This is a genomic window from Ensifer sp. ENS03, assembly GCF_014852035.1.
Classification (GTDB): domain Bacteria; phylum Pseudomonadota; class Alphaproteobacteria; order Rhizobiales; family Rhizobiaceae; genus Ensifer; species Ensifer adhaerens.
The window spans coordinates 180,549-204,381 of the sequence record NZ_JACVAV010000009.1 but is presented as its reverse complement, the minus strand read 5'-3'; the positions used below and the strand labels follow the sequence as shown (position 1 = coordinate 204,381).

Below are 23,833 nucleotides of genomic sequence, written 5' to 3'. Positions count from 1 at the left end.
CGTCGTGGTGACGCCGCCAAGGGAGGAAAGATGTTTGAACGACTATTCAAGCTGAAAGAGCATCAGACGACGGCGCGCACCGAGGTGATCGCCGGTATCACGACATTCCTGACGATGTCCTACATCATCTTCGTCAACCCCGACATCCTGTCGAGCACGGGCATGGATAGGGATGCCGTCTTCGTCGCAACCTGTATTGCCGCGGCACTCGGCTCTGCGGTCATGGCGCTCGTCGCCAACTGGCCAATCGGCATGGCGCCGGGCATGGGCCTCAACGCCTTCTTCGCCTTCACCGTCGTTGCGGCGCTTGGCTTCACCTGGCAGCAGGCGCTGGGTGCTGTCTTCATCTCGGGCGTGATCTTCCTGATCCTGACCGTGACGGGGGTCCGAAGCTGGCTGATCGCCGGCATTCCGCATTCGCTTCGAAGCGCGATCGCCACCGGTATCGGCCTCTTCCTTGGCATCATCGCCCTGAAGAACGCCGGCATCGTCGTCGACAACCCGGCAACGCTCGTCGGTCTCGGCGACCTCAAGCAGACTGGCCCGCTACTCGCGATCCTCGGCTTCTTCGTGATTGCCGTTCTGGACTCGCTAAAAGTTCGCGGCTCGATCCTGATCGGCATCCTGGTCGTCACCGTCCTGTCGATGATCCTCGGCGTCAGCGAGTTCAAGGGCATCGTCTCGGCACCGCCGAGCATCGCGCCGACCTTCTTGCAGCTCGACATCATGGGCGCCCTGCACGGCGGCCTGCTGCATGTCATCCTCGTCTTCGTGCTCGTCGAAGTCTTCGACGCTACCGGCACGCTGATCGGTGTCGCCAAGCGCGCCAAACTGGTGGAAGAAGGCAAGCCGAACCGTCTGGGCCGCGCGCTTCTCGCCGACAGCACCGCGATCGTCGCCGGCTCGCTGATCGGTACCAGCAGCACGACCGCCTATGTCGAAAGTGCCTCGGGCGTCCAGGCCGGCGGCCGCACGGGTCTGACCGCGCTCACCGTCTGCGTGCTCTTCCTGGCCGCGCTGTTCTTCTCGCCGCTGGCAGCTGCCGTTCCGTCCTATGCGACGGCCCCGGCTCTGCTCTACGTTGCCGGCCTGATGATGCGCGAACTGACGGAAGTCGAGTGGGACGACCTGACGGAAGCGGCTCCGGCAGCGCTTACAGCACTCGCCATGCCCTTCACTTACTCGATCGCCAACGGCCTCGCCTTCGGCTTCGTCAGCTATGTCGTCTTGAAGGTCTTCACCGGTAAGTGGAGCGTCATCCACCCGGCAACCCAGCTCGTGGCAGCGCTCTTCATCGTGCGCTTCGCGTTCTTCGCCGAATAACGAAAATCGGCCGGGGCATGCCGCCTCGGCCGATCAGAACTTCCCCGTAAGTGCTGGCCGGAGCAACGAAATGTTGCTTCGGCCTTTTTGCCTCGATCTGGCTTAAAGAGCGCAAATCCGAACGGAAAGCCGCTTCACACTTTTCCTGGATTTGCTCAGTATTGCCCGGCGGGCAGATGCACCACAAGGCCGTCGAGTTCAGCCGACACCGTGATTTGACAGCTCAGGCGGCTGCGCTCGTTCGGATTGACGACGCACTCGATCATGTCCTGTTCCTGGAACTCGGGCGCCGGCAGGCGGTCGCTCCATTCGCCGTCGATGTAACAGTGACAGGTGCCGCAGGCGCAGGAGCCGCCGCATTCGGCGGCAATGGCGTCGATGCCGTTCTGCACGGCGGCTGACATCAGCGATTGGCCGATCTCCGCATGAATTTCTTTCGTCGTGCCGTCCGCGTCGATGAAGACGATCTTGGGCATGGGTATTCTCCGATTGCGTATGTTGGTGTCGAGGATATGGGATCAGGCCGGCCGGATGGCGATCTTCAGCCGCTTGGGTCCACGGACAGAAAGACCGCGCTTGTATTCCGGCTCCCGGTCGACGAGTTCGATGGTTGGGAAACGGCGAAGCAGGGTGCTGAAGATGATATCCATGTCGAGGCGCGCGAGGTGGTTGCCGAGACAGAAATGCACGCCGCCGCCAAAGGCGAGATGACGGTTGGGCGTCCGGCCGATGTCGAACGTGTCGGCATTCTCGAACTGCTTGGGGTCGCGGTTGGCGGCGCCATAGAGCAGGCCGAACTTGGTGCCGCGCTCGAAGCGACGGCCGAAGATCTCGATGTCCTCGACGCAATGGCGGTGGAAGAACGGAAGCGGCGACTCGTAGCGGAACATCTCCTGCACGCCGGTCTGGATCAGGCCGGGTTCGCTCCGCAGCCGCGCCATCTGCTCGGGGAAGCGCAAGAGTGCATGCATGCCGCTGCCAAGCACATCGATAGTGGAACCGTGGCCGGCCATCAGGATCAGCATGCAGGTGGAGATGAATTCGTCGAAGTTCATGGCGCCGGTGCGCTCCGCCTCGATCAGCACCGAGATGAGGTCATCCTTCGGCGCCCGCTCACGTTCGGCCTTCAAGGCCGTCAGGTATTCGTAGAACTCGGTCGTATTGCGCTCGGCGAGCTCCTTGCGCGCGTCGGATCGGTCGACGTCGAAGAACTGCACGATGTTTTCCGACCAGATCCGCAACTGCGGACAGTCCTCGTCCGGCACGCCGAGCAGGCGGCCGATGATATGGCCGGGAACATGGGCGGCCAGATCATCGACAAAGTCGATCTCGCCGCGATCGGCGAGGCTATCGATCAGCCGATCGACATAGGCCTGGATCTGGTCGCGGAGCTTCGCAATCATCGCAGGCGTGAATAGTTTGAAGACCTGCTTGCGCAAGCGGTCATGCACGGCACCGTCGCTGTCGAGCAGGCTGAACTGCACGAAACGCTCGTGGTGTGGCATGTCGTGCCAATTGGCGGCGCGCTGCAGTTTTGAGAGCTCTTCCTTGGTCGCGAGGTCTTCGAGCGAGCGCACCATGCGCTTGTCCATGACGATCGCCGAGACGTCCTCGAAGCGCGAGGCAAGCCAGATGTCGAAATCCGCAAAGTAGTGCAGCCCCTCCTTTTCGCGCAGCGCGCGATAGGTCGGATAGGGATCGCGAGCAAAATCCGGGGACAGCGGCGCGAAGGTGAAATTCGCGCCATCGCCATTCGGCGCGGCTTCGGTCATGGGCAATTCTCCGTGCATAAAGCTGCATGATAACGTCACTGCCGTAGCTCTGTGAATGGCGCCTTGTCGCAAGATGATGGACAAAACTCGCATCGGATGCCAGAAAATGGCATGCTGACTGAAAGCGAAGAGATCCATTTCCACACCCCGGCAAAATTCGCAGGTGCGTTTCCCTATCTGGCGCTGGTGGCCGGAAGCCGGACGGCGCGCCCTGACGAGGCGCCGATCCGCAAACGGTTCCACCAGCACGTCTTCGTCTACACAACAGGCGGACGCGGGTTGATCGAGGTGCACGGTCAACGTTTCCCGGCCGAAACCGGCAGTGTTGCCTGGCTCGATACCTCTCAGGCCTATGCGCATAGCTGCGCTGCCGACAGCGAAAGCTGGCGTTATCTCTGGATGGGGATCGAGGGACACGGGCTTGATGCGCTCTACCAGTTTCTCGGCGTGCAGCAGTCGCCATTGTTCGTGCCGAGAGACCCGCGGAGGGCACAGGCGGCGTTCGAAAGTGTGAGCGGATTTCTTGCCGAACGCTCGCCGGCGACGGACGCCCTGTCGAGCGCCGCGATCGCGGGGCTGATGGCGGACATGATCGCGCCACGGCTGATCGGAGCCGAACCGGCCGAGGACAGGTCTGGTGAAGACCGTTTGCTTCAGGTGCTGTCGGTGATGCGCGGCGATCTCGCCAGGCGCTGGACGATCGACGATCTTGCGGCGCTTGCGCGGCTGAGCCCGTCGCAACTCTTTCGTCGCTTTCGCGACATGGTGGGAACGACGCCGATGGACTGGCTGCGCCACGAGCGGATCAACCAAGCGAAACGCCTGCTGGTTGGGCCCGATGCCAAGGTCTCGGCGGTGGCCGCCGTCTGCGGCTATCCGGATCCCTATCATTTCTCGCGCGATTTTCGCCGCGTGACCGGATACACGCCGACGAAATTCCGGCGGGATGGCGGCTATTGAGGCCGCAGCCTTCGTCCGATTTCGGCGGCCAGCGAGGCCCTGGCGCACCGATAACCCGACCGGACGACCGGGTCATGCATTCATTCACACGATCAGGAACGGCTCCTTGAAGAAATGTTCCTCGAGATTGACGCCTTCGCCGCCGCGATCGACCACCGCGAAATCCGAGACGTCATCGAGCGGCGTCAGGATGCCGTGCCAGACATTGCGGGCGATGTTGACGCCCTGGCCCGGGGTGGTCTTGAAGGCGATCGGTTCACTCGGGCCTTCGTCGGTTTCCCGGGAGACGACGATCAGAAACGGATTGTCGCTCAAGGGGATGAAGGCCTGGCTGCCGAGGGGATGACGCTCGACCATGGTGAGTTTCAGCGGCAGAGGATAGGGTACGCCGCGCACCAGGCTGATCATGGGCCGGGCCTTTTCGCCTGTTGTATCGATCTTGGCGAGGTCGTGGTAGCGGGTTGCATTGCCCCCGTTGATGGGGAAGTTGTTGGCATTCTCCGTTTCGATCACGTCACCGAAAGGCGCAAAGGCCTCCCGGGTCAACGGCTGTATGACGATCTCCTTCATGTGACGCTCCTCCGTCCAATGTTGATGGGTTGCCTGGAAGTTTGATCGCTTCGCCTCCTCGGCGAAACGATCTAGATGCCGGCTTTCGCAATACGCCCGAAGACACGCAGCCGGCTGACGCCGCCGTCGGGGAAGATGTTGAAGCGCACGTGGGTTACCGGACCCGCGATCGCGAGTGCGCTTGCTTCATAGGTGTGGATGCTGTCGGCGGCGAGTTTCTGCGGCGGCAGGACCTCGCGCCAGAACATCGACGATGCCGTAATGGATGCGGTCACTTCGCAAGCGTTCGCTCCAAGGTCTGCCGCCTGCAGCGAACAGGCGTCCGGGTAGTTGCCCTTGAAGTGGGCGGTATCGACCACGATCCGGTCGATCTCGCCGCGCGCGGCGAGTTTCACCACGATCCAGTCGTTGCCGGGCTCGCGCCGCCGGCGGGTCTCCCAACCGTCGCCCATGTTGATGCCGCGTCCGGGCGCAAGCAGCCGCTGGTGGCCGTAGTGTCCGTTGGAATAGGCGATGATGCGCCCGCCGAGCAATGATGAGGCCAGATCGACCACCGTGTCGCCGATCGCTGCCCGGTCTAGCGCAGGCGCGCCGTAAACCCGAAGGCGGGCGACGCCGCCGTCGGGATAGATGCGCAAGCGCACATGGCTCCAGACAGAATCCGACCGCGCTTCGAAGTGATGCAGCGCGCTCGGGCCAAGCGGCCGAGGGCAGACCAGCTCCGTCCAGACCGTCCGATCGTCCGGGCCATCCGGTGCCAGGCAGGCGTCGATGGCGCAAGCGCTCGGGTAGTTGCCGGTGAAATGAGCGGTATCAACCTCGAAGCCCCGGATGAGGCCGTTCGTCGCGAGTGCCACGATGGCGTGGTCGTTGCCGGGGCCGCGGCGTCGCCGCGTCTCCCAGCCGTCCATCCACTTGCCGTTCTCGTCATAGACACCGGGATGATAGACCGGCGGCGCGTCCTGCAGCATGCGTTCGAGCGGCGCGAAGAACTCGTCGGTTGCAAAGACCGGCCGCGCGCCGAGACCGGCGGAGGCAAGGTTGATCGCGTTCAGCGCGAATTCGGGCGGGTTCACGCCGTCGATCGTCATCGCGAGACCCTCAGCTCGGCAGCATGTCCTTGAGGCGCAGATAGGCGATCCGCTCCACCTGCCGGCACGCGGTCTCGAACTCCGTATCGCGATCGTTGCCGATCCGGCTTTCGAAGGCGGCGAGGATCTCGTCCTTGCTGCGGCCCTTGACCGCCATGATGAACGGGAACTTGAACTTCTCGACATAGGCGGCGTTGAGCGTGGTGAAGCGTTCACGCTCGGCATCGGTCAGCGCATCGAGGCCGGCACCGGCCTGCTCGTTGGTCGAGCTTTCGGTCAGGCGCTTGGCCTGCGCCAGCTTGCCGGCGAGATCGGGGTGGGCGATCAGAACAGCAAGCCGCTCCTCGGCCGAAGCTTCGCGGAAGACTGCGGAAAGGGCGGCGGCAAGGCCGATCGCGGTGTCGTTGGCCGGCGAAAGTTCGCCCTGGAAGGCGCGCTTCGCGATCCACTTCGAATGTTCGAAGACGCCGCCGAACCTGGCGACGAACGCCTCTTCGCCAAGCCGCGACGGACGATCGTCCCAGGCCTTGTACGGGTAGTTTTCGGCCCAGTGGCGGGCGATATCGACGCGTTTTGCGAGCCACACCTTCTCGTGGCCCTGCACATAATCGAGGAAGCGGGCGAGTGCCGCGGCGCGGCCGGGCCGGCCGACGAGGCGGCAGTGCAGCCCGATGCTCAGCATCTTCGGCGCACCGGCCGTACCTTCGGCGTAGAGCACGTCGAAGCTGTCCTTGAGGTAGCTGAAGAACTGGTCGCCGCTGTTGAAACCCTGCGGCGTGGCAAAACGCATGTCGTTGCTGTCGAGCGTGTAGGGGATGACCAGCTGATGGCGCCCCGCATGCTCATGCCAATAGGGCAGGTCGTCGGCATAGGCGTCCGATACATAGTCGAAGCCGCCGGCTTCCGTCACGAGGTCGAGCGTGTTGTCGGAACAGCGCCCCGTATACCAGCCGCGCGGGCGCTCGCCGGTGACGATGGTGTGCAGCCGGATCGCCTCGGCGATCTCCTGGCGCTCGCGCTCCGGCGAAAAGTCCTTGTGTTCGATCCATTTCAGGCCGTGCGAGGCGATTTCCCAGCCGGCGTCCTGCATGGCGGCGACCTGTTCCGGCGAGCGCTTCAGCGCGGTTGCGACGCCATAGACGGTCGCCGGCACGCCGCGCTCGGTGAACATGCGATGCAGCCGCCAGAAGCCGGCGCGTGCGCCATATTCGTAGATCGATTCCATGTTCCAGTGGCGCTGGCCCTGCCAGGCCTGCGCACCGACGATTTCCGACAGGAATGCTTCGGAGGCTGCGTCGCCATGCAGCACGCAGTTCTCGCCGCCTTCCTCGTAATTGATGACGAATTGCACGGCGATCCGCGCGCCGTCGGGCCATGTGATCTTGAAGTTCGGGCCGTGGCCGTGAAGATCGCGGGGGTATCTCATCTAAGCAGCTCCTCCAGACATTTTCGTCTCTGCATCCAATTTCTAGCGGCTTTTGTTTCGAGCCATTCCCCTCAAAAAATTTGAAAGTCTCGAATGATCCGGTCGCTACCAAGCGGGTGGGAATGCCGGAATACTGCGAGGTGGAAAGCTGACTTCGGGAGGAGCGAAAACTATGCAATCTCAGGGTGGAAACGCCGGCCGTTTGACGACGCACGTGCTGGATACGGCCAGCGGCAAACCGGCCGAAGGGCTGCGCATCGAGCTCTACCGGGTCGATGGCGATCGCCAGACGCATATCAAGTCCGTCAAGACCAATGACGACGGCCGCTGTGACGAGCCGCTTTTGAGCGGCGAGCGCATGCAGACCGGCACCTACGAGCTGCAGTTCCATGCGGGCGATTATCTCGGCGGCGCAGCCAAGCGCGGTGACAACCCGTTCCTCGACGTGATCCCAATCCGCTTCGGCATCGATAACCAGGGCGCGCACTATCACGTGCCGCTATTGCTTTCGCCCTATGGCTACTCCACCTATCGCGGGAGCTGAGCAATGACGATCCAAATCCGCAACACCATCCGCTTCATCCTGAACCACCGCCTCGTCCAACTTGCCGATGTTTCGCCGGTTCAGACTCTGCTCGATTTTCTGCGCATCGACCGCAATCTGAAGGGCACGAAAGAAGGCTGCGCCGAGGGCGACTGCGGTGCCTGCACCGTGCTTATCGGCCGCCTGCTCGACGGCAAGCTCAAGTATGAATCCGTCAATGCCTGCATCCGTTTCGTCGGCTCGCTCGACGGCTGTCATATCGTGACGGTGGATAGTTTGGCGCAGCCGGCTGGCCCGTTGCATCCGGTGCAGCAGGCAATGGTCGACACGCATGCCTCGCAGTGCGGTTTCTGCACGCCGGGCTTCGTGATGTCGCTCTATGGCCTCTGGATGGAGAACTCGAAGCCGTCGATCGCCGAAATCGAAAAGGCGCTGCAGGGCAATCTTTGTCGCTGCACCGGCTATGCCGCGATCATCCGCGCCGCCGAGGCGATCTCGACGATCGGCGACATCGGCAAGGATCCGCTGGTTGCCGAACGCGACCGGATCGCAGGCGAACTGGCAGCACTTCAGGATGGCCGTCGCGTGGAAATCGGCTCCGAGACTGAGCGCTTCATCCTGCCGGGCTCGGTCGATGATTTCGCCGCCGTGCTCGAAGCCAACCCGAAGGCGACGATCGTTGCCGGTTCGACCGATGTCGGCCTCTGGGTCACCAAATTCATGCGCGACATCTCACCGGTCATTCACCTGACCCATCTTGAAGAACTGCGCCGCATCACGGTCGATGCCGACGGCGTGACGCTCGGCGCCGGCGTCAGCTACGCCGAAGCCTACCCCGTTATCGTCGCGCACTTCCCTGAACTGACCGAGCTTTGGGATCGCATCGGCGGCCAGCAGGTCCGCAACATGGGCACCGTGGGCGGCAACATTGCCAACGGCTCGCCGATCGGCGACACCCCGCCGGCGCTGATTGCGCTTGGCGCCGCGATCACGCTGCGCAAGGGCGATCGCCGCCGCACGGTGGTGCTCGAGGACTTCTTCATCGCCTACGGCAAGCAGGACCGCGAGCCGGGCGAGTTCGTGGAAAGCGTGCGCATTCCTTTCGTTTCGGATAAGGCGCGCGTGGCCGTCTACAAGGTGACGAAGCGTCTGGATGAGGACATTACCGCCGTCTGCGGCGGCTTCAACATCGCCTTCGAGGCAGGTCGGGTCAGCGACGCCATCATCGCCTTCGGCGGCATGGCCGCTACGCCGAAGCGAGCCGCTCATGTGGAGGCGGTGCTAAAAGGCGCCGAGTGGAACGAGGAGACGGTCGAGCGCGCTGTCGCAGCCTTCGATCAGGACTTCACGCCGCTCACCGATTGGCGCGCCTCGGCGGAGTACCGCCAACTGGTGGCGAAGAACCTGCTTCGCCGCTTCTATCTCGAAACGCAGTCGAGTGGCGGCCAGCTCCGTCTCGATCGCACCATTGCTGTCGCGGTTTAAGGGAGGAAGCCATGAACGTGATGCAGCCCATCGACCGCATCCGCGGCGGCGTACACGAAAACGAACGGCACGAGTCCGGCCACAAGCATGTGTCCGGAACGGCCGAATATATCGACGATATTCCTGAGCCCCAGGGCACCCTGCACGGCTATCTCGGCCTCTCGCAGCGGGCGCACGCCGACATCCTGTCGATTGACTTTGAGGCCGTGAACGCCAGCGAAGGCGTGATCGGCGTTCTGACGGCCGCCGACATTCCCGGTGAAAACGACATCAGCCCGGCGCACAAGCACGACGAACCGATCTTCGTCACCGACAAGGTGGAGTTCCACGGCCAGCCGATCTTCGCAGTCATTGCCACTTCACGCGAGGCCGCCCGCCGTGCCGCAGCCAAGGTCAAGATCGAATATCGCGATCTGCCGCATGTGACCGACGTGCTCGAAGCGGCTGCCGCCAACTATCCGCTGGTCATCGATCCCTTGAAGCTCGAGCGTGGCGACATCGACGCCGGCTTTGCCAAGGCGAAGAACATTCTCGAAGGCGAGATGCGCATCGGCGGCCAGGACCACTTCTATCTGGAAGGCCAGATCTCGTTTGCCATTCCCGGTGAGGACGACGAGGTGCTCGTCTATTCCTCGACCCAGCACCCGGCCGAGACGCAACACATGGTCGCGACCGTGCTTGGCGTTCCGTCGAACGCGGTCACCGTGAATGTGCGCCGCATGGGCGGCGGTTTCGGCGGCAAGGAAACCCAGGCCAACATTTTCGCCGCCGTTGCGGCCGTCGCGGCCAAGAAATACCGCTGCCCGGTCAAGGTCCGGCCGGACCGCGACGACGACATGAGCGCCACCGGCAAGCGTCACGACTTCCACGTGGACTACAAGCTCGGCTTCGACGACGAGGGGCGCATCGAGGCGGTGGACGCCGTTTTCTCGGCACGCTGCGGTTACTCGGCTGATCTCTCGGGTCCGGTCACCGACCGCGCGCTCTTCCATGCCGACAACTGCTATTTCTATCCGAACGTGCGCCTGCGCTCGCGTCCGCTGAAGACCAACACCGTTTCCAACACCGCGTTCCGCGGTTTCGGCGGCCCTCAAGGGATGGTCGGTGGCGAACGAATGATCGAGGACATCGCCTATGCCGTCGGCAAGGACCCGCTGGAAATCCGCAAGCTGAACTTCTACGGCGGCGAGGGCCGAAACCTCACGCCCTATCACCAGACCGTGGAAGACAACATCATCGGCCGCATTATCGAGGAACTGGAAACCTCCGCGGATTATGCCAAGCGTCGCGAAGCGGTGATCGCGTTTAACCGCGAGAACAATGTGGTGAAGCGCGGCATCGCGCTGACGCCGGTAAAGTTCGGCATCTCCTTCACCAAGACCGAGTACAACCAGGCCGGCGCGCTGGTGCATGTCTATACGGATGGCTCGATCCATTTGAACCATGGCGGCACCGAGATGGGGCAGGGGCTTTATACCAAGGTCGCCCAAGTGGTGGCCGACGAGTTCCAGGTCGATCTCGACCGGATCAAGGTGACGGCGACGACGACCGGCAAGGTGCCGAACACGTCTGCAACCGCGGCGTCCTCCGGCTCCGATCTCAACGGCATGGCCGCTGCCAATGCCGCCCAACAGATCAAGGAACGGCTGGTCAAGTTTGCTGCCGAGCGCTGGAACGTCGCCGAGGCCGATGTCGCCTTCGAACCGAACGTGGTGCGGATCGGAGCGGAACGCTTGAGCTTCAACGAGTTCATCAAGATCGCCTATGGCGCCCGCATCCAGCTTTCGGCCGCCGGTTTCTACAAGACGCCGAAGATCCACTGGAACCGCGCCGAAGGCCGGGGTCGCCCGTTCTTCTACTACGCCTATGGCGCCTCGTGCTCCGAGGTCAGCGTCGATACGCTGACCGGTGAATATCAGGTCGACCGCACCGACATCCTGCACGATGTCGGCCGCTCGCTGAATCCGGCGCTCGATCTTGGTCAGGTCGAAGGCGCCTTCGTTCAGGGCATGGGCTGGCTGACGACGGAAGAGCTCTGGTGGGATGCCAAGGGCCGGCTGCGCACGCACGCGCCCTCGACCTACAAGATCCCGCTGGCTTCGGATCGGCCACGCGTCTTCAACACCCGGCTTGCCGAGTGGTCGGTCAACCGCGAAGAAACGATTCGCCGCTCGAAGGCTGTCGGCGAACCGCCTTTCATGCTCGGCATCTCCGTGCTGGAAGCCTTGTCGATGGCGGCCGCGAGTGTTGCGGAGTATCGTATAGCACCGCGCCTCGATGCGCCGGCAACGCCGGAAAGGGTGCTGATGGCGATCGAGCGGCTGCGGGCGGCCGCACGGCAGAAAGGGTAAGAGGGGCTGATTGTCATGGTGGCGAGCCGCGAGGATATCAGGGACTTTCTCCGACGCGAGCGCGACTGCGTGCTTGTGGAGGTGACCGGTGCCGCCGGTTCGACGCCACGCGATACCGACGCCTGGATGCTCGTCGCCGCCGATAGCCTGTTCGGCACGATCGGCGGCGGGCAACTCGAATACATGGCGATCGACCATGGCCGGCGGGCGCTGAAGCGCGGCGACGCGCCGGAGGCGATGACGATCCCGCTCGGACCGGAGATCGGCCAGTGTTGCGGCGGGCGCGTGGCGCTTGCCTTTACACGAATCGATCGGGAGAAAGCCGCCATGCTGATTGAACGCAGCGACCTGGAAATCGCCAGCCGGCCGCATGTCTATGTCTTCGGCGCGGGCCATGTCGGCGATGCACTGGCGATGGCGCTCTCCCTGGTGCCGGTGCGCACCGTTCTCGTCGATACCCGCGAGAACGAGCTTTCGGCCGTTGCCGACATTCCCGGCATCGAGACCTGCCTGACGGCGATGCCGGAGGCAGTGGTGCGCGACGCGCCTCCCGGCAGCGCCTTCGTCATCCTCACCCATGACCACGCGCTCGACTTCCTGATCGCGTCAGAAGCGCTTCGCCGCGACGATGCCTCCTATGTCGGCATGATCGGCTCGAAGACGAAGCGCTCCACTTTCAAGAACTGGCTGTCGCGCGAGATCGGTCGACCGGACCTCTTCGACCGGCTGGTCTGCCCGATCGGCGGCACGACGGTGAAGGACAAGCGGCCAGCGGTGATCGCTGCGCTTGCCGCCGCCGAAGTCATGGCGGCTGCGCTCAATTTTCGCCAGCCGGTGCAAGCGGACATCTCGCGTCGGCCGGCTGCCGCCAAGCTTGCTCGCTAGCAAATCCGCCCGTCAGCGGAGCGCCGTTTCGCCCCGGTGCGCACCGTTGAGGTGGAGCGCAAAGCCGTTGATGCGCGGGTCGCCGACCTCCGGTCGGAGTTCAAGCGTCGGGATCGCATAGTCCCCGCCGTTCTGCCGGCGATAGGGAATGGGCGCAGTTGTCGCGAGCGTGTGCATTCTTTCTTTCAGTTGATCCGCTGTGGCTTGAAAACCAGCGTCGTCAAGGCTGTCGACGCGGTAGGCGACGAACGGCGGGAGCACGTCGTAACCGGGATAGAAGAGGATCCCGTGGTTGATCGGGAAGAGCAGGTCGTCGATCGGCCCGTTCACGCCCCGCGGCGAATAGTGCTCCTCCCAGCCGCCCGTCGTCACGACAAGCATGGCGCGTTTGCCGGCCAGCGTTCCCTCGCCGAAGCGCCTGCCCCAATATTTGTCGCTGTGCTCGCCGACGCCATAGGCAAAGCCGTAGGCATAGACGCGATCGACCCAGCCTTTCAGGATCGCCGGCATTGAATACCACCACAGCGGAAACTGCAGAATCAGCGCGTCGGCCCAGAGCAGCTTTTCCTGCTCGGTCTTGACGTCGGCGGTCAGCGTATCGGTGGCAAAGGCCTCCTTCGACGCGCGGCTCGGCTTGAACCGGGCATCGGGGGCAAGGGCCGGAAAATCGGCGCGACCGATCTCGGACTTCCATCCCTCGGCATAGAGATCGGTGACACGAACCTCATGGCCTTCCGCCTCAAGCGTCTTGACGGCGATATCGCGCAGCGCGCCGTTCAGTGAACGCGGTTCGGGGTGGGCATAAACAAGCAGAACTTTCATGGTCGATATCCTCGGTGCCATCAACTGAGACTCTAGGTAGACCGCCCCATCCCTATGCGGTAGATATTCGAAATGCATAGGATCATGCCGAAAAATGGATAAATCTGATGTTACGCTTGAACGCATGCGCACCTTCGTGCGCGTCGCCGAGCGGGGCAGTCTTTCGGCTGTTGCGCGTGAGTTCGGCATCGGCCAGTCGACGGTGACGCGGCAGCTGCGAGAGCTCGAGGAAGCGATCGGCGTGCCGCTGCTTAGCCGCACCACCCGTCGCGTCACGGTGACCGACGAAGGCAGCCGTTACTACGCCGATAGCGTCCAGATCCTGCGACTGGTAGAACAGGCCGGCGACGAAGCGCGCGGTGCGCGTGGGGCTGCTGCCGGTACCATTCGTGTGTCCTGCACGTCCGCATTCGGAGTGCTGCATGTTACCCGGCTGATCTTTGCTTTCCAGGACAGGCATCCCGACATCGGCGTCGATCTGAGCCTGACCGACGAGCGCATCGACCTCGTGCGGGAAGGCATCGACGTCGCGTTGCGGCTCGGGCCGCTTAGCGACAGCTCCATGAAGCTTAGGCCGCTTGGGCGGAGCCGGCGTCTTCTGGTGGCTGCTCCGGCCTACCTGGCCGCGCGCGGATTTCCGCGCGCCCCAAGCGACCTCTCGGCGCATGAGGGGATCCGCATGTCGAACATTGCCGGCAGTGACAGGCTCAACTTCGAAGCCACAGACGGGCGGCATCTGTCCGTGCCCTTCGGTGGACGCCTTCGCATCGATCATGGGCTTGCTGCACGTGAGGCCCTCGTCGCCGGCCGGGGCATCGCGCCTGCCCACCGATGGCTCGTCGACGATCTGATCGAGGCCGGCCTGTTGGTGCCGCTGCTTCCGGACTATTCATTGCCTGCGGTGCCGCTCAGCCTGCTGATCGTGCCGGAACGCTCTGGCATCGCCCGTGTTCGTCTGTTGGTTGATTTCCTGGTCGAGGCGATCGGCAACCTTCCGGGGATCGAGAGGTCCAGGGCCTAGCGGCCTCGGCCGTCCGCCAGCTGCGACAGCGTGATCCCTAACCCGAATGGATCGGTCGCATGACCCGTGCGCCGTAAGCCATACCACAAATGTGTCGCTTACCCTTTGCTTCCGGATCTGTCTATCATCAGTAGTTTCTAAAATAAGGTTGACGCTGAGGTCGACCTTAGCGGAAGTAACGCGTCCAGGATTTTCTTTAGTGCTTTTCAGACGAATCGCGTTTTACGCAATTGCACAGAGACGGGGACGCATCAGATCGGGAGACGACTATGAAGAAACTGACGCGTGCTCTGCTCTTGTCCACGGCATTCGCGGTGCTGACGCACTATAGCGCGCCGTTCATGATCGGCGTTGCCCACGCCGATGGGGGTACTACCGGTGGTGAAGGCAGCACGGGCGGCACCGGTGGCGACGGCGGGACTGGCGGCACCGGAGGAACCGGTGGTGATGGTGGTACGGGCGGTGATGGCGGTACGGGTGGTACCGGCGGTGACGGTGGAACGGGGGGCGATGGCGGCACGGGCGGCACCGGTGGTGATGGCGGCACGGGCGGCGATGGTGGTGGCACCGGCGGCGATGGCGGTGGCACCGGTGGTGACGGTGGTGGCACGGGCGGTGATGGCGGCGGCACCGGTGGCGATGGCGGCGGCACGGGCGGTGACGGTGGTGGTACGGGCGGCGATGGCGGCGGCACTGGTGGCGATGGCGGCGGCACCGGTGGCGACGGCGGTGGTACCGGCGGCGATGGCGGCGGCACGGGTGGTGATGGTGGCGGCACCGGTGGCGATGGCGGCGGCACCGGCGGTGACGGCGGCGGTGGCGGCAAGCCCAAGCACGCCAACAACGGCTTCGGCAACGGCGGCGGTGACGGCGTTCCCGGCAAGTCGAAGCACAGCGACGTGAAACGCTGATCTCTGAAAAATATTGAGGGCGCGCCGCATCGGCGCGCCTTCTTTCTTTTGCAAACTACTTTGAGATCGCCCCGTGCCGGGCGAAAGAATCGGCTCTCCGTCGATAGGAGCCGCCGGCAGCCCCCGGCGATGCCTAGGGCGGGCAGTCTTGCTCCTTGGTCCAGGCCGAAACGGCCGGAAGACGAATGGTCAGGCCAGCATTCCGTTGATCAGGCGCTGACAGCGCTCGGCCATGTAATCGATCATCAGTCGCACCTTCGGGTCCTGGAACCGCTTGTGCGGATAGATCGCCGCAAGCTGCACGCTGAGCGGCGGCGTGTCGACGAGGATCGGCACGAGTGCGCCGGAATTGATATGCGCCTTCACCTCGAACAGCGGCTTGTTGATAATGCCGCGGCCGTCGAGCGCCCACTGCGTCAGCACGTCGCCGTCGTCGGAATCATAGGGTCCGGTGACTTCGAGCTTGCGCACGCCTTCCATGGTCTGGAGCGTCCAGAAATACTCTTTCGAACCGGGATACCTGAGCAGCAGACAGTCGTGCTTGTCGGCGATGAGTGCGTCGGGCGTCTGAGGGATGCCCCGCTTCTCGAAATAGGCAGGCGCACCGCAGACAACGCGCTCGCAATTCATGATGCCGCGCATGCGCAGGTTCGAATCTTCGAGGATGCCGAGCTTGAAGGCGACGTCGACGCCTTCCGACAGGATATCGACATTGTGGTCCGACAGGCGAAGCCGCACTTCGATGTCGGGATACTTGTCGTGAAACTCCGGAATGCCGGATGCAATCAGCCGCCGACCTATCCCCAAAGGAGCGGTAATCTTCAGCGCGCCCTTCGGATTGCGCGAGAGATCGGCGATCGCATTTTCTGCTTCGTTGACAGCCTCGAGGATCTTCACCGCGCCGTCGTAAAAGACGCGACCGTGCTCCGTCGGGGTCAGCTTGCGCGTCGTCCGATTGAACAGGCGAACGCCCATATGACGTTCCAACTCTTTGATTCTATTGCTTGCAACCGCCGGCGTCACGCGCTGGTCGCGACCCGCTGCCGACAGGGTTCCAAGCTCTACGACGCGTACGAAGACGCGCACATTGTCCAGATAAGACATGCCTCCGTCCCACTCCTTCAGGCTCTCTCTAGCCTATCCATTCCGTCGCTATTTTATAGATTTTTTTGAAAGTGTTGGTGAAGCAGCGACGTTCCCGCGACCTCCAGCAATGACACATAATGGTCCGAGGAGAAATGGGAGAATTTCATGTACGACTATGCCATCGCCTGGGATTGGCTGACCTTTGCCGTGAGATGGCTGCACGTCATCACCGCCATTGCATGGATCGGTTCGTCCTTTTACTTCGTCGCCCTCGACCTCGGTCTGAAGAAACATCCCGGCCTGCCGGCCGGCGCCTATGGCGAAGAATGGCAGGTGCACGGTGGTGGCTTCTACCACATCCAGAAATACCTGGTTGCCCCGGCCAACATGCCGGAGCACCTGATCTGGTTCAAATGGGAGTCCTATGTCACCTGGCTCTCCGGCTTCGGCATGCTCTGCCTGGTCTACTACGCCGGCGCCGACCTCTATCTGATCGACCCGAACGTGCTCGACGTCTCGAAGCCGGTGGCAATCGCCATCTCGCTCGGCTCGATTGCCTTCGGCTGGCTCGCCTATGATACGATCTGCAAGTCGCCCTTCGGTCGCGACAACACCCGACTGATGGTGCTGCTCTACTTCATTCTGGTCGGCATGGCCTGGGGCTACACGCAGCTCTTCACCGGCCGCGCAGCCTTCCTGCATCTCGGTGCGTTTACCGCAACGATCATGTCGGCCAACGTCTTCTTCATCATCATTCCGAACCAGAAGGTGGTCGTCGGCGACCTGATCGCTGGCCGCACGCCCGACGCCAAGTATGGCGTGATCGCCAAGCAGCGCTCGACCCACAACAACTACCTGACGCTGCCGGTTCTCTTCCTGATGCTGTCGAACCACTATCCGCTGGCGTTCGGTACCCAGTACAACTGGATCATCGCCTCGCTGGTCTTCCTGATGGGCGTGACCATCCGCCACTATTTCAACACCCGTCACGCGAACAAGGGCAACCCGACCTGGACCTGGCTGGTCACTGCGCTGCTCTTCGTCGTCATCATGTGGCTGTCGACCGTGCCGAAGATTCTTACCGGCGGCGAGGAGGCGAAGATTTCCGCCGCGCAACAGCCGTTCGTCACCGCGGAAGCCTTTCCGAAGGTCCGCGACACGGTGCTTGGCCGCTGTTCCATGTGCCATGCCAAGGAGCCGGGCTGGGAGGGCATCGTCGTCCCGCCGAAAGGCGTGATGCTCGAGACCGACACTGAGATCGCCAATCACGCGCGTGAAATCTACCTGCAGGCCGGCCGCAGCCACGCGATGCCGCCCGCCAATGTCACCGGCGTATCGGACGAGGAGCGGCAGCTGCTCGTCGCCTGGTACGAATCCGTCGTGAATGGAGGAAAGACCCAATGACCGATCTGCTGATCCGCGGCCGTGTGCTGACCTTCGTCGAGGAACCAAAGGGCATCGACGACACCACCTCCTATCGCTACTTCGAAGACGGCGCCGTGCTCGTGCGCGGCGGCAAGGTCGCCGATATCGGCGATCATGCCGATGTCGCCCGTCGTGCCGGTGCCGGCGTCAAGGTCGCCGACCATCGCCCTCATCTGGTGTTGCCAGGCCTGATCGATACGCATCTGCATTTCCCGCAGACGCAGGCGATCGCCTCCTACGGCGCCCAGCTTCTCGAATGGCTGAACACCTACATTTTCGTCGAGGAGCAGAAGTTCCGCAAACCGGAGCATGCCGACTTCATCGCCGGCCGTTTCCTGGATGAGCTTCTGGCGAACGGCACGACGACGGCGGCCGCCTATTGCTCGGTGCATCCGGAGAGCGTCGACGCCTATTTCGGGGCCGCTGAAGCGCGCGGCATGCTGATGATCGGCGGCAAGGTGATGATGGACCGCAATGCGCCCGATGCGCTGCGCGACACGGCGCAGCAGGGCTATGACGAGACGAAGGCGCTGATTGCCAAGTGGCACGGCCGTGGCCGCGCGCACTACGCTATCAGCCCGCGCTTTGCCATCACCTCGACGCCGGAGCAGATGGAGGCGAGCCGCACGCTCGTCGCCGAGCATCCGGAGTGCTACGTCCAGACGCATCTCTCTGAAAACAGGGACGAAATCGCCTTCGCCACGTCGCTCTATCCGGAAGCGAAGGACTATACCGACATTTACGCGCGCTACGATCTGCTGACGCGCAAGACCTTGCTCGGCCACTGCATCTATCTGAGCGACCGCGAGATTTCGGTACTCGCCGAAACCGGTGCCGTCGGCAATTTCTGCCCGACCTCGAACCTGTTCCTCGGCTCGGGTCTCTTCGATCGCGATCGCTTCGACAAGCTCGGCGCCCGCTGGTCGGTCGCGACCGATGTCGGCGCCGGCACCAGCTTCTCGATGCTGGAGACGATGGACGAGGCCTACAAGGTTCTGCACCTGCAGGGCCAGCGGCTGACGCCATTCAACTCCTTCTACCGCATGACACTCGGCAACGCCCGGGCGCTCGATCTCGACGACCGTATCGGCTCGCTGCATGTCGGCGCCGATGCCGATATCGTGGTGCTTGATAGCCGCGCCAAGCCGTCGATGGACTTGCGCATGCGGGTTGCCGGTTCGCTTGTCGAGGAACTCTTCATCCTGCAGACGATGGGTGACGACCGATGCGTGGCCGAGACCTATGTCGCCGGCAAGCCGATGAAGGGAGCTGCACGCGCTGCGAAGGACGCAGCCACCTCGGCAGTAAAGAGCCTCGAAACGGCCTAAGGCGCGTCCGCCCCTGCTGGCTCGCCAGCATTGCTTATTATAACGCCGCGTGTCCGGATCGGACGCGCGGCGTTTCAGTTGGTCGGGGTTTAAAGCTCTTCCGGTCGCTTGCCGCCCATCGCCTTGGTCAGCGCATCCGCGCGTTCGCGCACGATGGGGCCGAAGGTTGAGAGCTTCTGATCGCTGACGCGGACCGACGGGCCCGAGATGGATATGCCGGCGATCGTTTCGCCATATTCGTTGAAGATCGGAGCGGCGACGCAGCGCATGCCGAGCGTGTGCTCCTCGTCGTCGACCGACCAGCCGCGGTGGCGGATCTCCTGGATATCCTTCAGCAGCGCCGGCAGCGTATCGCGCGTCTTGTCGGTGAAATGCGCGAGTTCGCGACCGTGGAGCAGTTGGGCGATCTCCTTGTCGGACCAGGTGGACAGGATGGCCTTGCCGATGCCGGAGGCATGAACCGGACCGCGGCGGCCGGGACGGAAGAAAGCGCGCATCGGCGCGTGGCTTTCGACCTGCGAAATGAAGACGACGTCGCCGCCTTCCTCGATGCCGATATTCGCCGTCTCGCCGCTTTCCTCCATCAGTCCTTTTAGAAACGGCCGACTGATGGTGCCGAGCTTGCGGAAGCGCAGATAGGCGTTGCCGATCTCGAACGCCTTCAAACCGACTGTCCAGGCGCCCGTGTCCGGGTCGTGCATCACCATGCCGTGGCCGGCAAGCGTTGCCAGCAGCCGGTGCACGGTCGACGGCGCCATGCCGGTCTCGTCGGCGAGCTGGGTGAGGGTTGAGCCGTCGCCTTCGGCCACGACCGTCAAAAGGGCGAGACTGCGATCAAGCACCTGGACGGATGAAGGGGCGGCGTTCTCGCCCGCCTTGCGTCCGCGTTTTCCCCTGCCGTTGCCGTCCATAAAAGCCTCTCTGCAAATCACGTGTCTCGCCCATCATCCTCTATCAGGCCATGCCGCGATTTTCTCCGAATTATTGAAAATCTTTATTTCCACATGATGGAAATGAATTCCATTTGCGTGTTGCGTATCGACGATAATGGATTATTGTTTCAGGAAATTGGAGGAGTTCCCATGGCTAAGATGCGTGCCGTTGACGCGGCTGTTATTGTTCTGGAAAAGGAAGGCATCGACTGTGCCTTCGGCGTACCGGGTGCCGCCATTAATCCGTTCTACTCGGCGCTGAAGGCGCGCGGCTCGGTTCGTCATATCCTGGCGCGCCACGTCGAAGGCGCTTCCCACATGGCCGAAGGCTATACGCGCGCCAAGCACGGCAATATCGGAGTCTGCATCGGCACGTCGGGCCCGGCCGGCACCGACATGATCACCGGCCTCTATTCGGCCTCGGCGGATTCGATCCCGATCCTCTGCATCACCGGCCAGGCGCCGCGCGCCCGTCTCGACAAGGAAGATTTCCAGGCTGTCGATATCGCCAAGATCGCAGCACCGGTCACCAAGTGGGCGGTTACCGTCATGGAGCCGGCGCTCGTTCCCTTCGTCTTCCAGAAGGCGTTTCACATCATGCGCTCCGGCCGTCCCGGCCCGGTGCTGATCGACCTGCCGGTCGACGTCCAGCTTGCCGAGATCGAATTCGATCCGGACACCTACCAGCCGCTTGAAGCCTACAAGCCGAAGGCGACGCGGGCCCAGGCCGAGAAGGCGATCGCGATGCTGAACGAAGCGGAACGCCCGCTGATCGTTGCCGGCGGCGGCATCATCAACGCCGATGCATCGGACCTTCTGACAGAATTTGCCGAAATCACCGGAATTCCGGTTATTCCGACGCTGATGGGCTGGGGCACGATCCCGGATGACCATCCGCTGATGGCCGGCATGTGCGGCCTGCAGACCTCGCATCGCTACGGCAATGCCAACATGCTCGCCTCCGACTTCGTGCTCGGCGTCGGCAACCGCTGGGCAAACCGCCACACCGGCAACGTTCCGACCTACACGGAAGGCCGCAAGTTCGTTCACGTCGACATTGAGCCGACGCAGATCGGCCGCGTTTTCGCGCCCGATTTCGGTATCGTCTCGGATGCCGGCGCTGCGCTGAAGCTCTTCCTCGATGTCGCGACGGAATGGAAGACGGCGGGCAAGCTGCGTGACTGGTCCGCCTGGGCGGAAGAGTGCCGCGAGCGCAAGCGCACCATGCTGCGCAAGACCCACTTCGACCAGACGCCGCTGAAACCGCAGCGCGTCTATGAAGAGATGAACAAGGCCTTCGGCCGCGACACCTGCTACGTTTCGACCATCGGCCTCAGCCAGATCGCCGGCGCCCAGTTCCTGCACGTCTACAAGCCGCGCAACTGGATCAATTGCGGCCAGGCCGGACCGCTCGGCTGGACCTTGCCTGCGGCCCTCGGTGTTCGCGCTGCCGATCCGGACCGGACGATCGTGGCACTCTCAGGCGACTACGACTTCCAATTCCTGATCGAGGAACTGGCTGTCGGCGCCCAGCACAAGCTGCCTTACCTGCATGTGGTCGTGAACAATTCCTATCTCGGCCTCATCCGCCAGGCGCAGCGCGGTCTCAACATGGACTTCGAAGTCAGCCTCGCCTTCGACAACATCAACGCGTCGGGCGATGCGGAGAAGGGTTACGGCGTCGACCACGTCGCGGTTGCCGAAGGTCTCGGCTGCAAGGCGATCCGGGTGCGCAGTCCGAACGAGTTCCAGGAAGCCTTCGACCGGGCGCGCGCGCTGATGGACGAGCACCAGGTTCCCGTCGTCATCGAGTTCATCCTCGAGCGCGTCACCAACATCTCCATGGGCGCCGACATCAATGCAGTCGTCGAGTTCGAGGAACTGGCGCTGCGCGGCGAGGACGTGCCGACCGCGATCACGGCCCTGCTCGACTGAGCCTTGAATGACTGAGGAGATGCGGGCGCTCCGCCGCCCGCATCGCTCACAAGACAAACACAAGGAGGAAACATCGCATGGCGAAGTTCGCTGCGAACCTGACAATGCTGTTCAACGAGGTGCCGTTCCTCGATCGTTTCGCCCTTGCTGCCAAGGCCGGCTTCGAGGGCGTGGAATATCTGTTTCCCTACGAATTCGAAAAGGTGAGCCTGCGCGCAGAGCTTCAGCGCCATGGCCTGACCCAAGTTCTGCACAACCTGCCGGCCGGCAACTGGGCGAGCGGCGAACGCGGCATCGCCATCCTGCCTAACCGGGTCGACGAGTTCCGCAAAGGCGTGGCGAGCGCCATCGACTACGCGACGGCGCTCGACTGCAAGCAGGTCAACTGCCTGGTTGGCATCGCGCCTCACGGTGTCTCTGAACAGGTGCTGCGCGACACGCTGGTCGCCAATCTCAAGCTTGCTGCAAGCGAACTCGGCAAGCAGGGCATTCGCCTGCTCATCGAACCGATCAACGACTTCGATATTCCGGGCTTCTATCTCAACACGGTCGAGCAGGCGGCTTCGATCATTGAGGAGGTCGGCAGCGACAACCTGTTCATCCAGTACGACCTCTACCACCAGCAGCGCACGCAGGGCGAGTTGATCGGCACCTACAAACGCTTTGCCGATCGCATCGTTCATGTCCAACTTGCCGACAATCCGGGCCGCAACGAGCCGGGCACCGGCGAGATCAACTATCCCTTCGTCTTCGACGCGCTGGAAGCGGCCGGCTACGACGGCTGGATCGGTTGCGAATATAAGCCGCGCACCACGACTGCCGAGGGCCTTGGCTGGCTCGGCGCCGAGCGCCAGCGCACCCAATCCGCAGACATCATCAAGATCAGGAGCTAAACACCATGGCAACAATCGGTTTCATTGGACTGGGTATCATGGGCACGCCGATGGCGCGCCACCTGCAGGATGCCGGCCACACCATCGTCACCTCGAAGTTCGTCATCCCGCCGCGCCAGGAGCTGCTCGACAACGGCCTCAAGTTCGTCGACTCGCCGAAGGCGTTGGCCGAAACCGTCGACACCATCATCCTGATGCTGCCGGATACCCCTGAGGTCAAGGATGTTCTCTTCGGCGAAAACGGCGTCGCCTACGGTCTTTCCAAGGGCAAGCTCGTCATCGACATGAGCTCGATCTCGCCGATCGAGACGAAGGAATTCGCCAAGAAAGTTCGCGAGACCGGTGCCGAATACATCGACGCCCCGGTTTCCGGCGGCGAAGTCGGCGCCAAGAATGCTTCGCTCTCGATCATGGCGGGCGGCGCCCAGGAGAGCTTCGACCGCGCCCTGCCGCTCTTGAAGTTGATGGGCAAGAACATCACGCTCGTCGGTGATTGCGGCGACGGCCAGGTCACCAAGGTCGCCAACCAGATCATCGTTGCGCTGACGATCGAAGCGGTCTCGGAAGCGCTTGTCTTCGCCTCCAAGGCGGGTGCTGATCCGGCGCGCGTCCGCGAAGCGCTGATGGGCGGCTTTGCCTCCTCGCGCATTCTCGAAGTTCACGGCGAGCGCATGATCAAGCGCACCTTCGATCCGGGCTTCCGCATCTCGCTGCACCAGAAGGACCTCAACCTGGCTCTCCAGGGTGCCAAGTCGCTCGGCATCTCGCTGCCGAACACGGCGGCAACGCAGGAACTCTTCAACAACTGCGCAGCCAACGGCGACAGCGGCCTAGACCACTCCGGCCTCGTCCGGGCGCTGGAGCGCATGGCGAACCACCAGGTTGCCTAAGCAATTCCAGGGAACGTGCGAAGCGGTTTTCCGTTAGGAATTGCGCCGCTTTGAAAAGATCAGGCGACGACCTTAAATGCGCATGACTCGTCCGGCGTCCCATTGTGCCGGACCGGTCATGCGTCCGGGCGGCGGTTGGAGGAACCGCCGCCCGAGACTTTCATGCAGTTCCAACCGCGATTT

Annotated in this window: 21 protein-coding genes; 13 read left to right on the top strand and 8 right to left on the bottom strand. The window is 63.0% G+C overall.

Annotated elements, in window-relative coordinates; genetic code table 11:
* The first annotated feature begins 30 nt into the window (after positions 1 to 30).
* Complete coding sequence (locus IB263_RS26500; RefSeq protein WP_034799339.1) at positions 31 to 1,323, top strand: NCS2 family permease; 1,293 nt, start codon at positions 31 to 33, stop codon at positions 1,321 to 1,323.
* A gap of 155 nt (positions 1,324 to 1,478) precedes the next feature.
* Here the strand turns inward: IB263_RS26500 and IB263_RS26495 are convergent, their stop codons facing one another.
* Together IB263_RS26495 and IB263_RS26490 are read right to left on the bottom strand one after the other, a co-directional pair.
* Entirely contained in the window at positions 1,479 to 1,799 is a 321-nt protein-coding gene (locus IB263_RS26495) for a 2Fe-2S iron-sulfur cluster-binding protein (protein ID WP_034799342.1), read from the bottom strand.
* A 42-nt stretch (positions 1,800 to 1,841) separates the two neighbouring features.
* Positions 1,842 to 3,095: a cytochrome P450 gene (locus IB263_RS26490; protein WP_089043741.1), complete on the bottom strand. Its 1,254-nt coding sequence runs from the start codon at positions 3,093 to 3,095 to the stop codon at positions 1,842 to 1,844.
* A gap of 111 nt (positions 3,096 to 3,206) precedes the next feature.
* Between IB263_RS26490 and IB263_RS26485 the strand changes: the two genes are divergently transcribed.
* Positions 3,207 to 4,055, top strand: coding sequence for an AraC family transcriptional regulator (locus IB263_RS26485; protein ID WP_168711205.1), 849 nt, complete (start codon positions 3,207 to 3,209; stop codon positions 4,053 to 4,055).
* Between the two features lie 84 nt (positions 4,056 to 4,139).
* Here the strand turns inward: IB263_RS26485 and IB263_RS26480 are convergent, their stop codons facing one another.
* The 3 genes from IB263_RS26480 to puuE all read right to left on the bottom strand — a co-directional run bounded on the left by IB263_RS26480 (position 4,140) and on the right by puuE (position 7,142).
* Positions 4,140 to 4,625, bottom strand: a complete 486-nt coding sequence (locus IB263_RS26480) for an ureidoglycolate lyase (RefSeq protein ID WP_034799348.1) — start codon at positions 4,623 to 4,625, stop codon at positions 4,140 to 4,142.
* A 71-nt stretch (positions 4,626 to 4,696) separates the two neighbouring features.
* Positions 4,697 to 5,716 carry an allantoicase gene (alc, locus tag IB263_RS26475; RefSeq protein WP_089043743.1) on the bottom strand — a complete coding sequence of 340 codons (1,020 nt, stop codon included), beginning with the start codon at positions 5,714 to 5,716 and terminating at the stop codon, positions 4,697 to 4,699.
* A 10-nt stretch (positions 5,717 to 5,726) separates the two neighbouring features.
* Positions 5,727 to 7,142: an allantoinase PuuE gene (puuE, locus tag IB263_RS26470; protein ID WP_060521702.1), complete on the bottom strand. Its 1,416-nt coding sequence runs from the start codon at positions 7,140 to 7,142 to the stop codon at positions 5,727 to 5,729.
* A gap of 172 nt (positions 7,143 to 7,314) precedes the next feature.
* Here puuE and uraH point away from each other — a divergent pair, with 172 nt between their 5' ends.
* Genes uraH through xdhC form a run of 4 tightly spaced genes read left to right on the top strand, consistent with a single transcriptional unit; the run spans position 7,315 to position 12,407 of the window.
* Positions 7,315 to 7,686, top strand: coding sequence for a hydroxyisourate hydrolase (uraH, locus tag IB263_RS26465; protein ID WP_034799357.1), 372 nt, complete (start codon positions 7,315 to 7,317; stop codon positions 7,684 to 7,686).
* Between the two features lie 3 nt (positions 7,687 to 7,689).
* Complete coding sequence (xdhA, locus tag IB263_RS26460) at positions 7,690 to 9,171, top strand: xanthine dehydrogenase small subunit (protein WP_089043744.1); 1,482 nt, start codon at positions 7,690 to 7,692, stop codon at positions 9,169 to 9,171.
* Between the two features lie 11 nt (positions 9,172 to 9,182).
* Positions 9,183 to 11,522 carry a xanthine dehydrogenase molybdopterin binding subunit gene (gene xdhB / locus IB263_RS26455; RefSeq protein ID WP_089043745.1) on the top strand — a complete coding sequence of 780 codons (2,340 nt, stop codon included), beginning with the start codon at positions 9,183 to 9,185 and terminating at the stop codon, positions 11,520 to 11,522.
* Positions 11,523 to 11,540: 18 nt separating this feature from the next.
* The gene (gene xdhC / locus IB263_RS26450) at positions 11,541 to 12,407 is read left to right on the top strand and encodes a xanthine dehydrogenase accessory protein XdhC (RefSeq protein ID WP_089043827.1); all 867 of its coding nucleotides are present in this window, start codon (positions 11,541 to 11,543) and stop codon (positions 12,405 to 12,407) included.
* Positions 12,408 to 12,419: 12 nt separating this feature from the next.
* Here the strand turns inward: xdhC and IB263_RS26445 are convergent, their stop codons facing one another.
* The gene (locus IB263_RS26445) at positions 12,420 to 13,229 is read right to left on the bottom strand and encodes an NAD(P)H-dependent oxidoreductase (protein WP_089043746.1); all 810 of its coding nucleotides are present in this window, start codon (positions 13,227 to 13,229) and stop codon (positions 12,420 to 12,422) included.
* Positions 13,230 to 13,323: 94 nt separating this feature from the next.
* On the opposite strand from IB263_RS26445, the gene IB263_RS26440 reads away from it, so the two are divergent.
* Positions 13,324 to 14,250, top strand: a complete 927-nt coding sequence (locus IB263_RS26440; protein ID WP_089043747.1) for a LysR family transcriptional regulator — start codon at positions 13,324 to 13,326, stop codon at positions 14,248 to 14,250.
* Between the two features lie 269 nt (positions 14,251 to 14,519).
* On the top strand, positions 14,520 to 15,161 hold the full coding sequence (locus IB263_RS33995) for a hypothetical protein (RefSeq protein ID WP_206615364.1): 642 nt from the start codon (positions 14,520 to 14,522) through the stop codon (positions 15,159 to 15,161).
* Between the two features lie 189 nt (positions 15,162 to 15,350).
* Here IB263_RS33995 and IB263_RS26430 read toward each other — a convergent pair whose 3' ends face one another.
* A complete protein-coding gene (locus tag IB263_RS26430) occupies positions 15,351 to 16,265 on the bottom strand; it encodes a LysR family transcriptional regulator (RefSeq protein ID WP_034799367.1) in 915 nt (304 codons plus the stop codon).
* Between the two features lie 147 nt (positions 16,266 to 16,412).
* On the opposite strand from IB263_RS26430, the gene IB263_RS26425 reads away from it, so the two are divergent.
* Complete coding sequence (locus IB263_RS26425; protein WP_089043748.1) at positions 16,413 to 17,651, top strand: urate hydroxylase PuuD; 1,239 nt, start codon at positions 16,413 to 16,415, stop codon at positions 17,649 to 17,651.
* Positions 17,648 to 19,000, top strand: coding sequence for a guanine deaminase (gene guaD / locus IB263_RS26420; protein ID WP_034799372.1), 1,353 nt, complete (start codon positions 17,648 to 17,650; stop codon positions 18,998 to 19,000). The genes IB263_RS26425 and guaD overlap by 4 nt, the downstream gene beginning before the upstream one ends.
* 89 nt (positions 19,001 to 19,089) lie before the next feature.
* On the opposite strand, the gene IB263_RS26415 is transcribed toward guaD, so the two are convergent.
* The gene (locus tag IB263_RS26415; RefSeq protein ID WP_034799375.1) at positions 19,090 to 19,911 is read right to left on the bottom strand and encodes an IclR family transcriptional regulator; all 822 of its coding nucleotides are present in this window, start codon (positions 19,909 to 19,911) and stop codon (positions 19,090 to 19,092) included.
* Between the two features lie 171 nt (positions 19,912 to 20,082).
* Here IB263_RS26415 and gcl point away from each other — a divergent pair, with 171 nt between their 5' ends.
* The 3 genes from gcl to IB263_RS26400 all read left to right on the top strand — a co-directional run bounded on the left by gcl (position 20,083) and on the right by IB263_RS26400 (position 23,650).
* A complete protein-coding gene (gene gcl / locus IB263_RS26410) occupies positions 20,083 to 21,867 on the top strand; it encodes a glyoxylate carboligase (RefSeq protein WP_034799378.1) in 1,785 nt (594 codons plus the stop codon).
* 77 nt (positions 21,868 to 21,944) lie between these two features.
* The gene (gene hyi, locus IB263_RS26405) at positions 21,945 to 22,760 is read left to right on the top strand and encodes a hydroxypyruvate isomerase (protein ID WP_060530281.1); all 816 of its coding nucleotides are present in this window, start codon (positions 21,945 to 21,947) and stop codon (positions 22,758 to 22,760) included.
* A 5-nt stretch (positions 22,761 to 22,765) separates the two neighbouring features.
* Positions 22,766 to 23,650 carry a 2-hydroxy-3-oxopropionate reductase gene (locus tag IB263_RS26400; protein WP_034799385.1) on the top strand — a complete coding sequence of 295 codons (885 nt, stop codon included), beginning with the start codon at positions 22,766 to 22,768 and terminating at the stop codon, positions 23,648 to 23,650.
* The last annotated feature ends 183 nt before the right edge of the window (positions 23,651 to 23,833 follow it).

Excerpts from the sequence above, each read along its gene's own strand:
- IB263_RS26500 (WP_034799339.1), top strand. The coding sequence starts at position 31 with ATGTTTGAACGACTATTCAAGCTGAAAGAGCATCAGACGACGGCGCGC.
- IB263_RS26495 (WP_034799342.1), bottom strand. The coding sequence starts at position 1,799 with ATGCCCAAGATCGTCTTCATCGACGCGGACGGCACGACGAAAGAAATT.
- IB263_RS26490 (WP_089043741.1), bottom strand. The coding sequence starts at position 3,095 with ATGACCGAAGCCGCGCCGAATGGCGATGGCGCGAATTTCACCTTCGCG.
- IB263_RS26485 (WP_168711205.1), top strand. The coding sequence starts at position 3,207 with ATGCTGACTGAAAGCGAAGAGATCCATTTCCACACCCCGGCAAAATTC.
- IB263_RS26480 (WP_034799348.1), bottom strand. The coding sequence starts at position 4,625 with ATGAAGGAGATCGTCATACAGCCGTTGACCCGGGAGGCCTTTGCGCCT.
- alc (WP_089043743.1), bottom strand. The coding sequence starts at position 5,716 with ATGACGATCGACGGCGTGAACCCGCCCGAATTCGCGCTGAACGCGATC.
- puuE (WP_060521702.1), bottom strand. The coding sequence starts at position 7,142 with ATGAGATACCCCCGCGATCTTCACGGCCACGGCCCGAACTTCAAGATC.
- uraH (WP_034799357.1), top strand. The coding sequence starts at position 7,315 with ATGCAATCTCAGGGTGGAAACGCCGGCCGTTTGACGACGCACGTGCTG.
- xdhA (WP_089043744.1), top strand. The coding sequence starts at position 7,690 with ATGACGATCCAAATCCGCAACACCATCCGCTTCATCCTGAACCACCGC.
- xdhB (WP_089043745.1), top strand. The coding sequence starts at position 9,183 with ATGAACGTGATGCAGCCCATCGACCGCATCCGCGGCGGCGTACACGAA.
- IB263_RS26445 (WP_089043746.1), bottom strand. The coding sequence starts at position 13,229 with ATGAAAGTTCTGCTTGTTTATGCCCACCCCGAACCGCGTTCACTGAAC.
- IB263_RS26440 (WP_089043747.1), top strand. The coding sequence starts at position 13,324 with ATGGATAAATCTGATGTTACGCTTGAACGCATGCGCACCTTCGTGCGC.
- IB263_RS33995 (WP_206615364.1), top strand. The coding sequence starts at position 14,520 with ATGAAGAAACTGACGCGTGCTCTGCTCTTGTCCACGGCATTCGCGGTG.
- IB263_RS26430 (WP_034799367.1), bottom strand. The coding sequence starts at position 16,265 with ATGTCTTATCTGGACAATGTGCGCGTCTTCGTACGCGTCGTAGAGCTT.
- IB263_RS26425 (WP_089043748.1), top strand. The coding sequence starts at position 16,413 with ATGTACGACTATGCCATCGCCTGGGATTGGCTGACCTTTGCCGTGAGA.
- guaD (WP_034799372.1), top strand. The coding sequence starts at position 17,648 with ATGACCGATCTGCTGATCCGCGGCCGTGTGCTGACCTTCGTCGAGGAA.
- IB263_RS26415 (WP_034799375.1), bottom strand. The coding sequence starts at position 19,911 with ATGGACGGCAACGGCAGGGGAAAACGCGGACGCAAGGCGGGCGAGAAC.
- gcl (WP_034799378.1), top strand. The coding sequence starts at position 20,083 with ATGGCTAAGATGCGTGCCGTTGACGCGGCTGTTATTGTTCTGGAAAAG.
- hyi (WP_060530281.1), top strand. The coding sequence starts at position 21,945 with ATGGCGAAGTTCGCTGCGAACCTGACAATGCTGTTCAACGAGGTGCCG.
- IB263_RS26400 (WP_034799385.1), top strand. The coding sequence starts at position 22,766 with ATGGCAACAATCGGTTTCATTGGACTGGGTATCATGGGCACGCCGATG.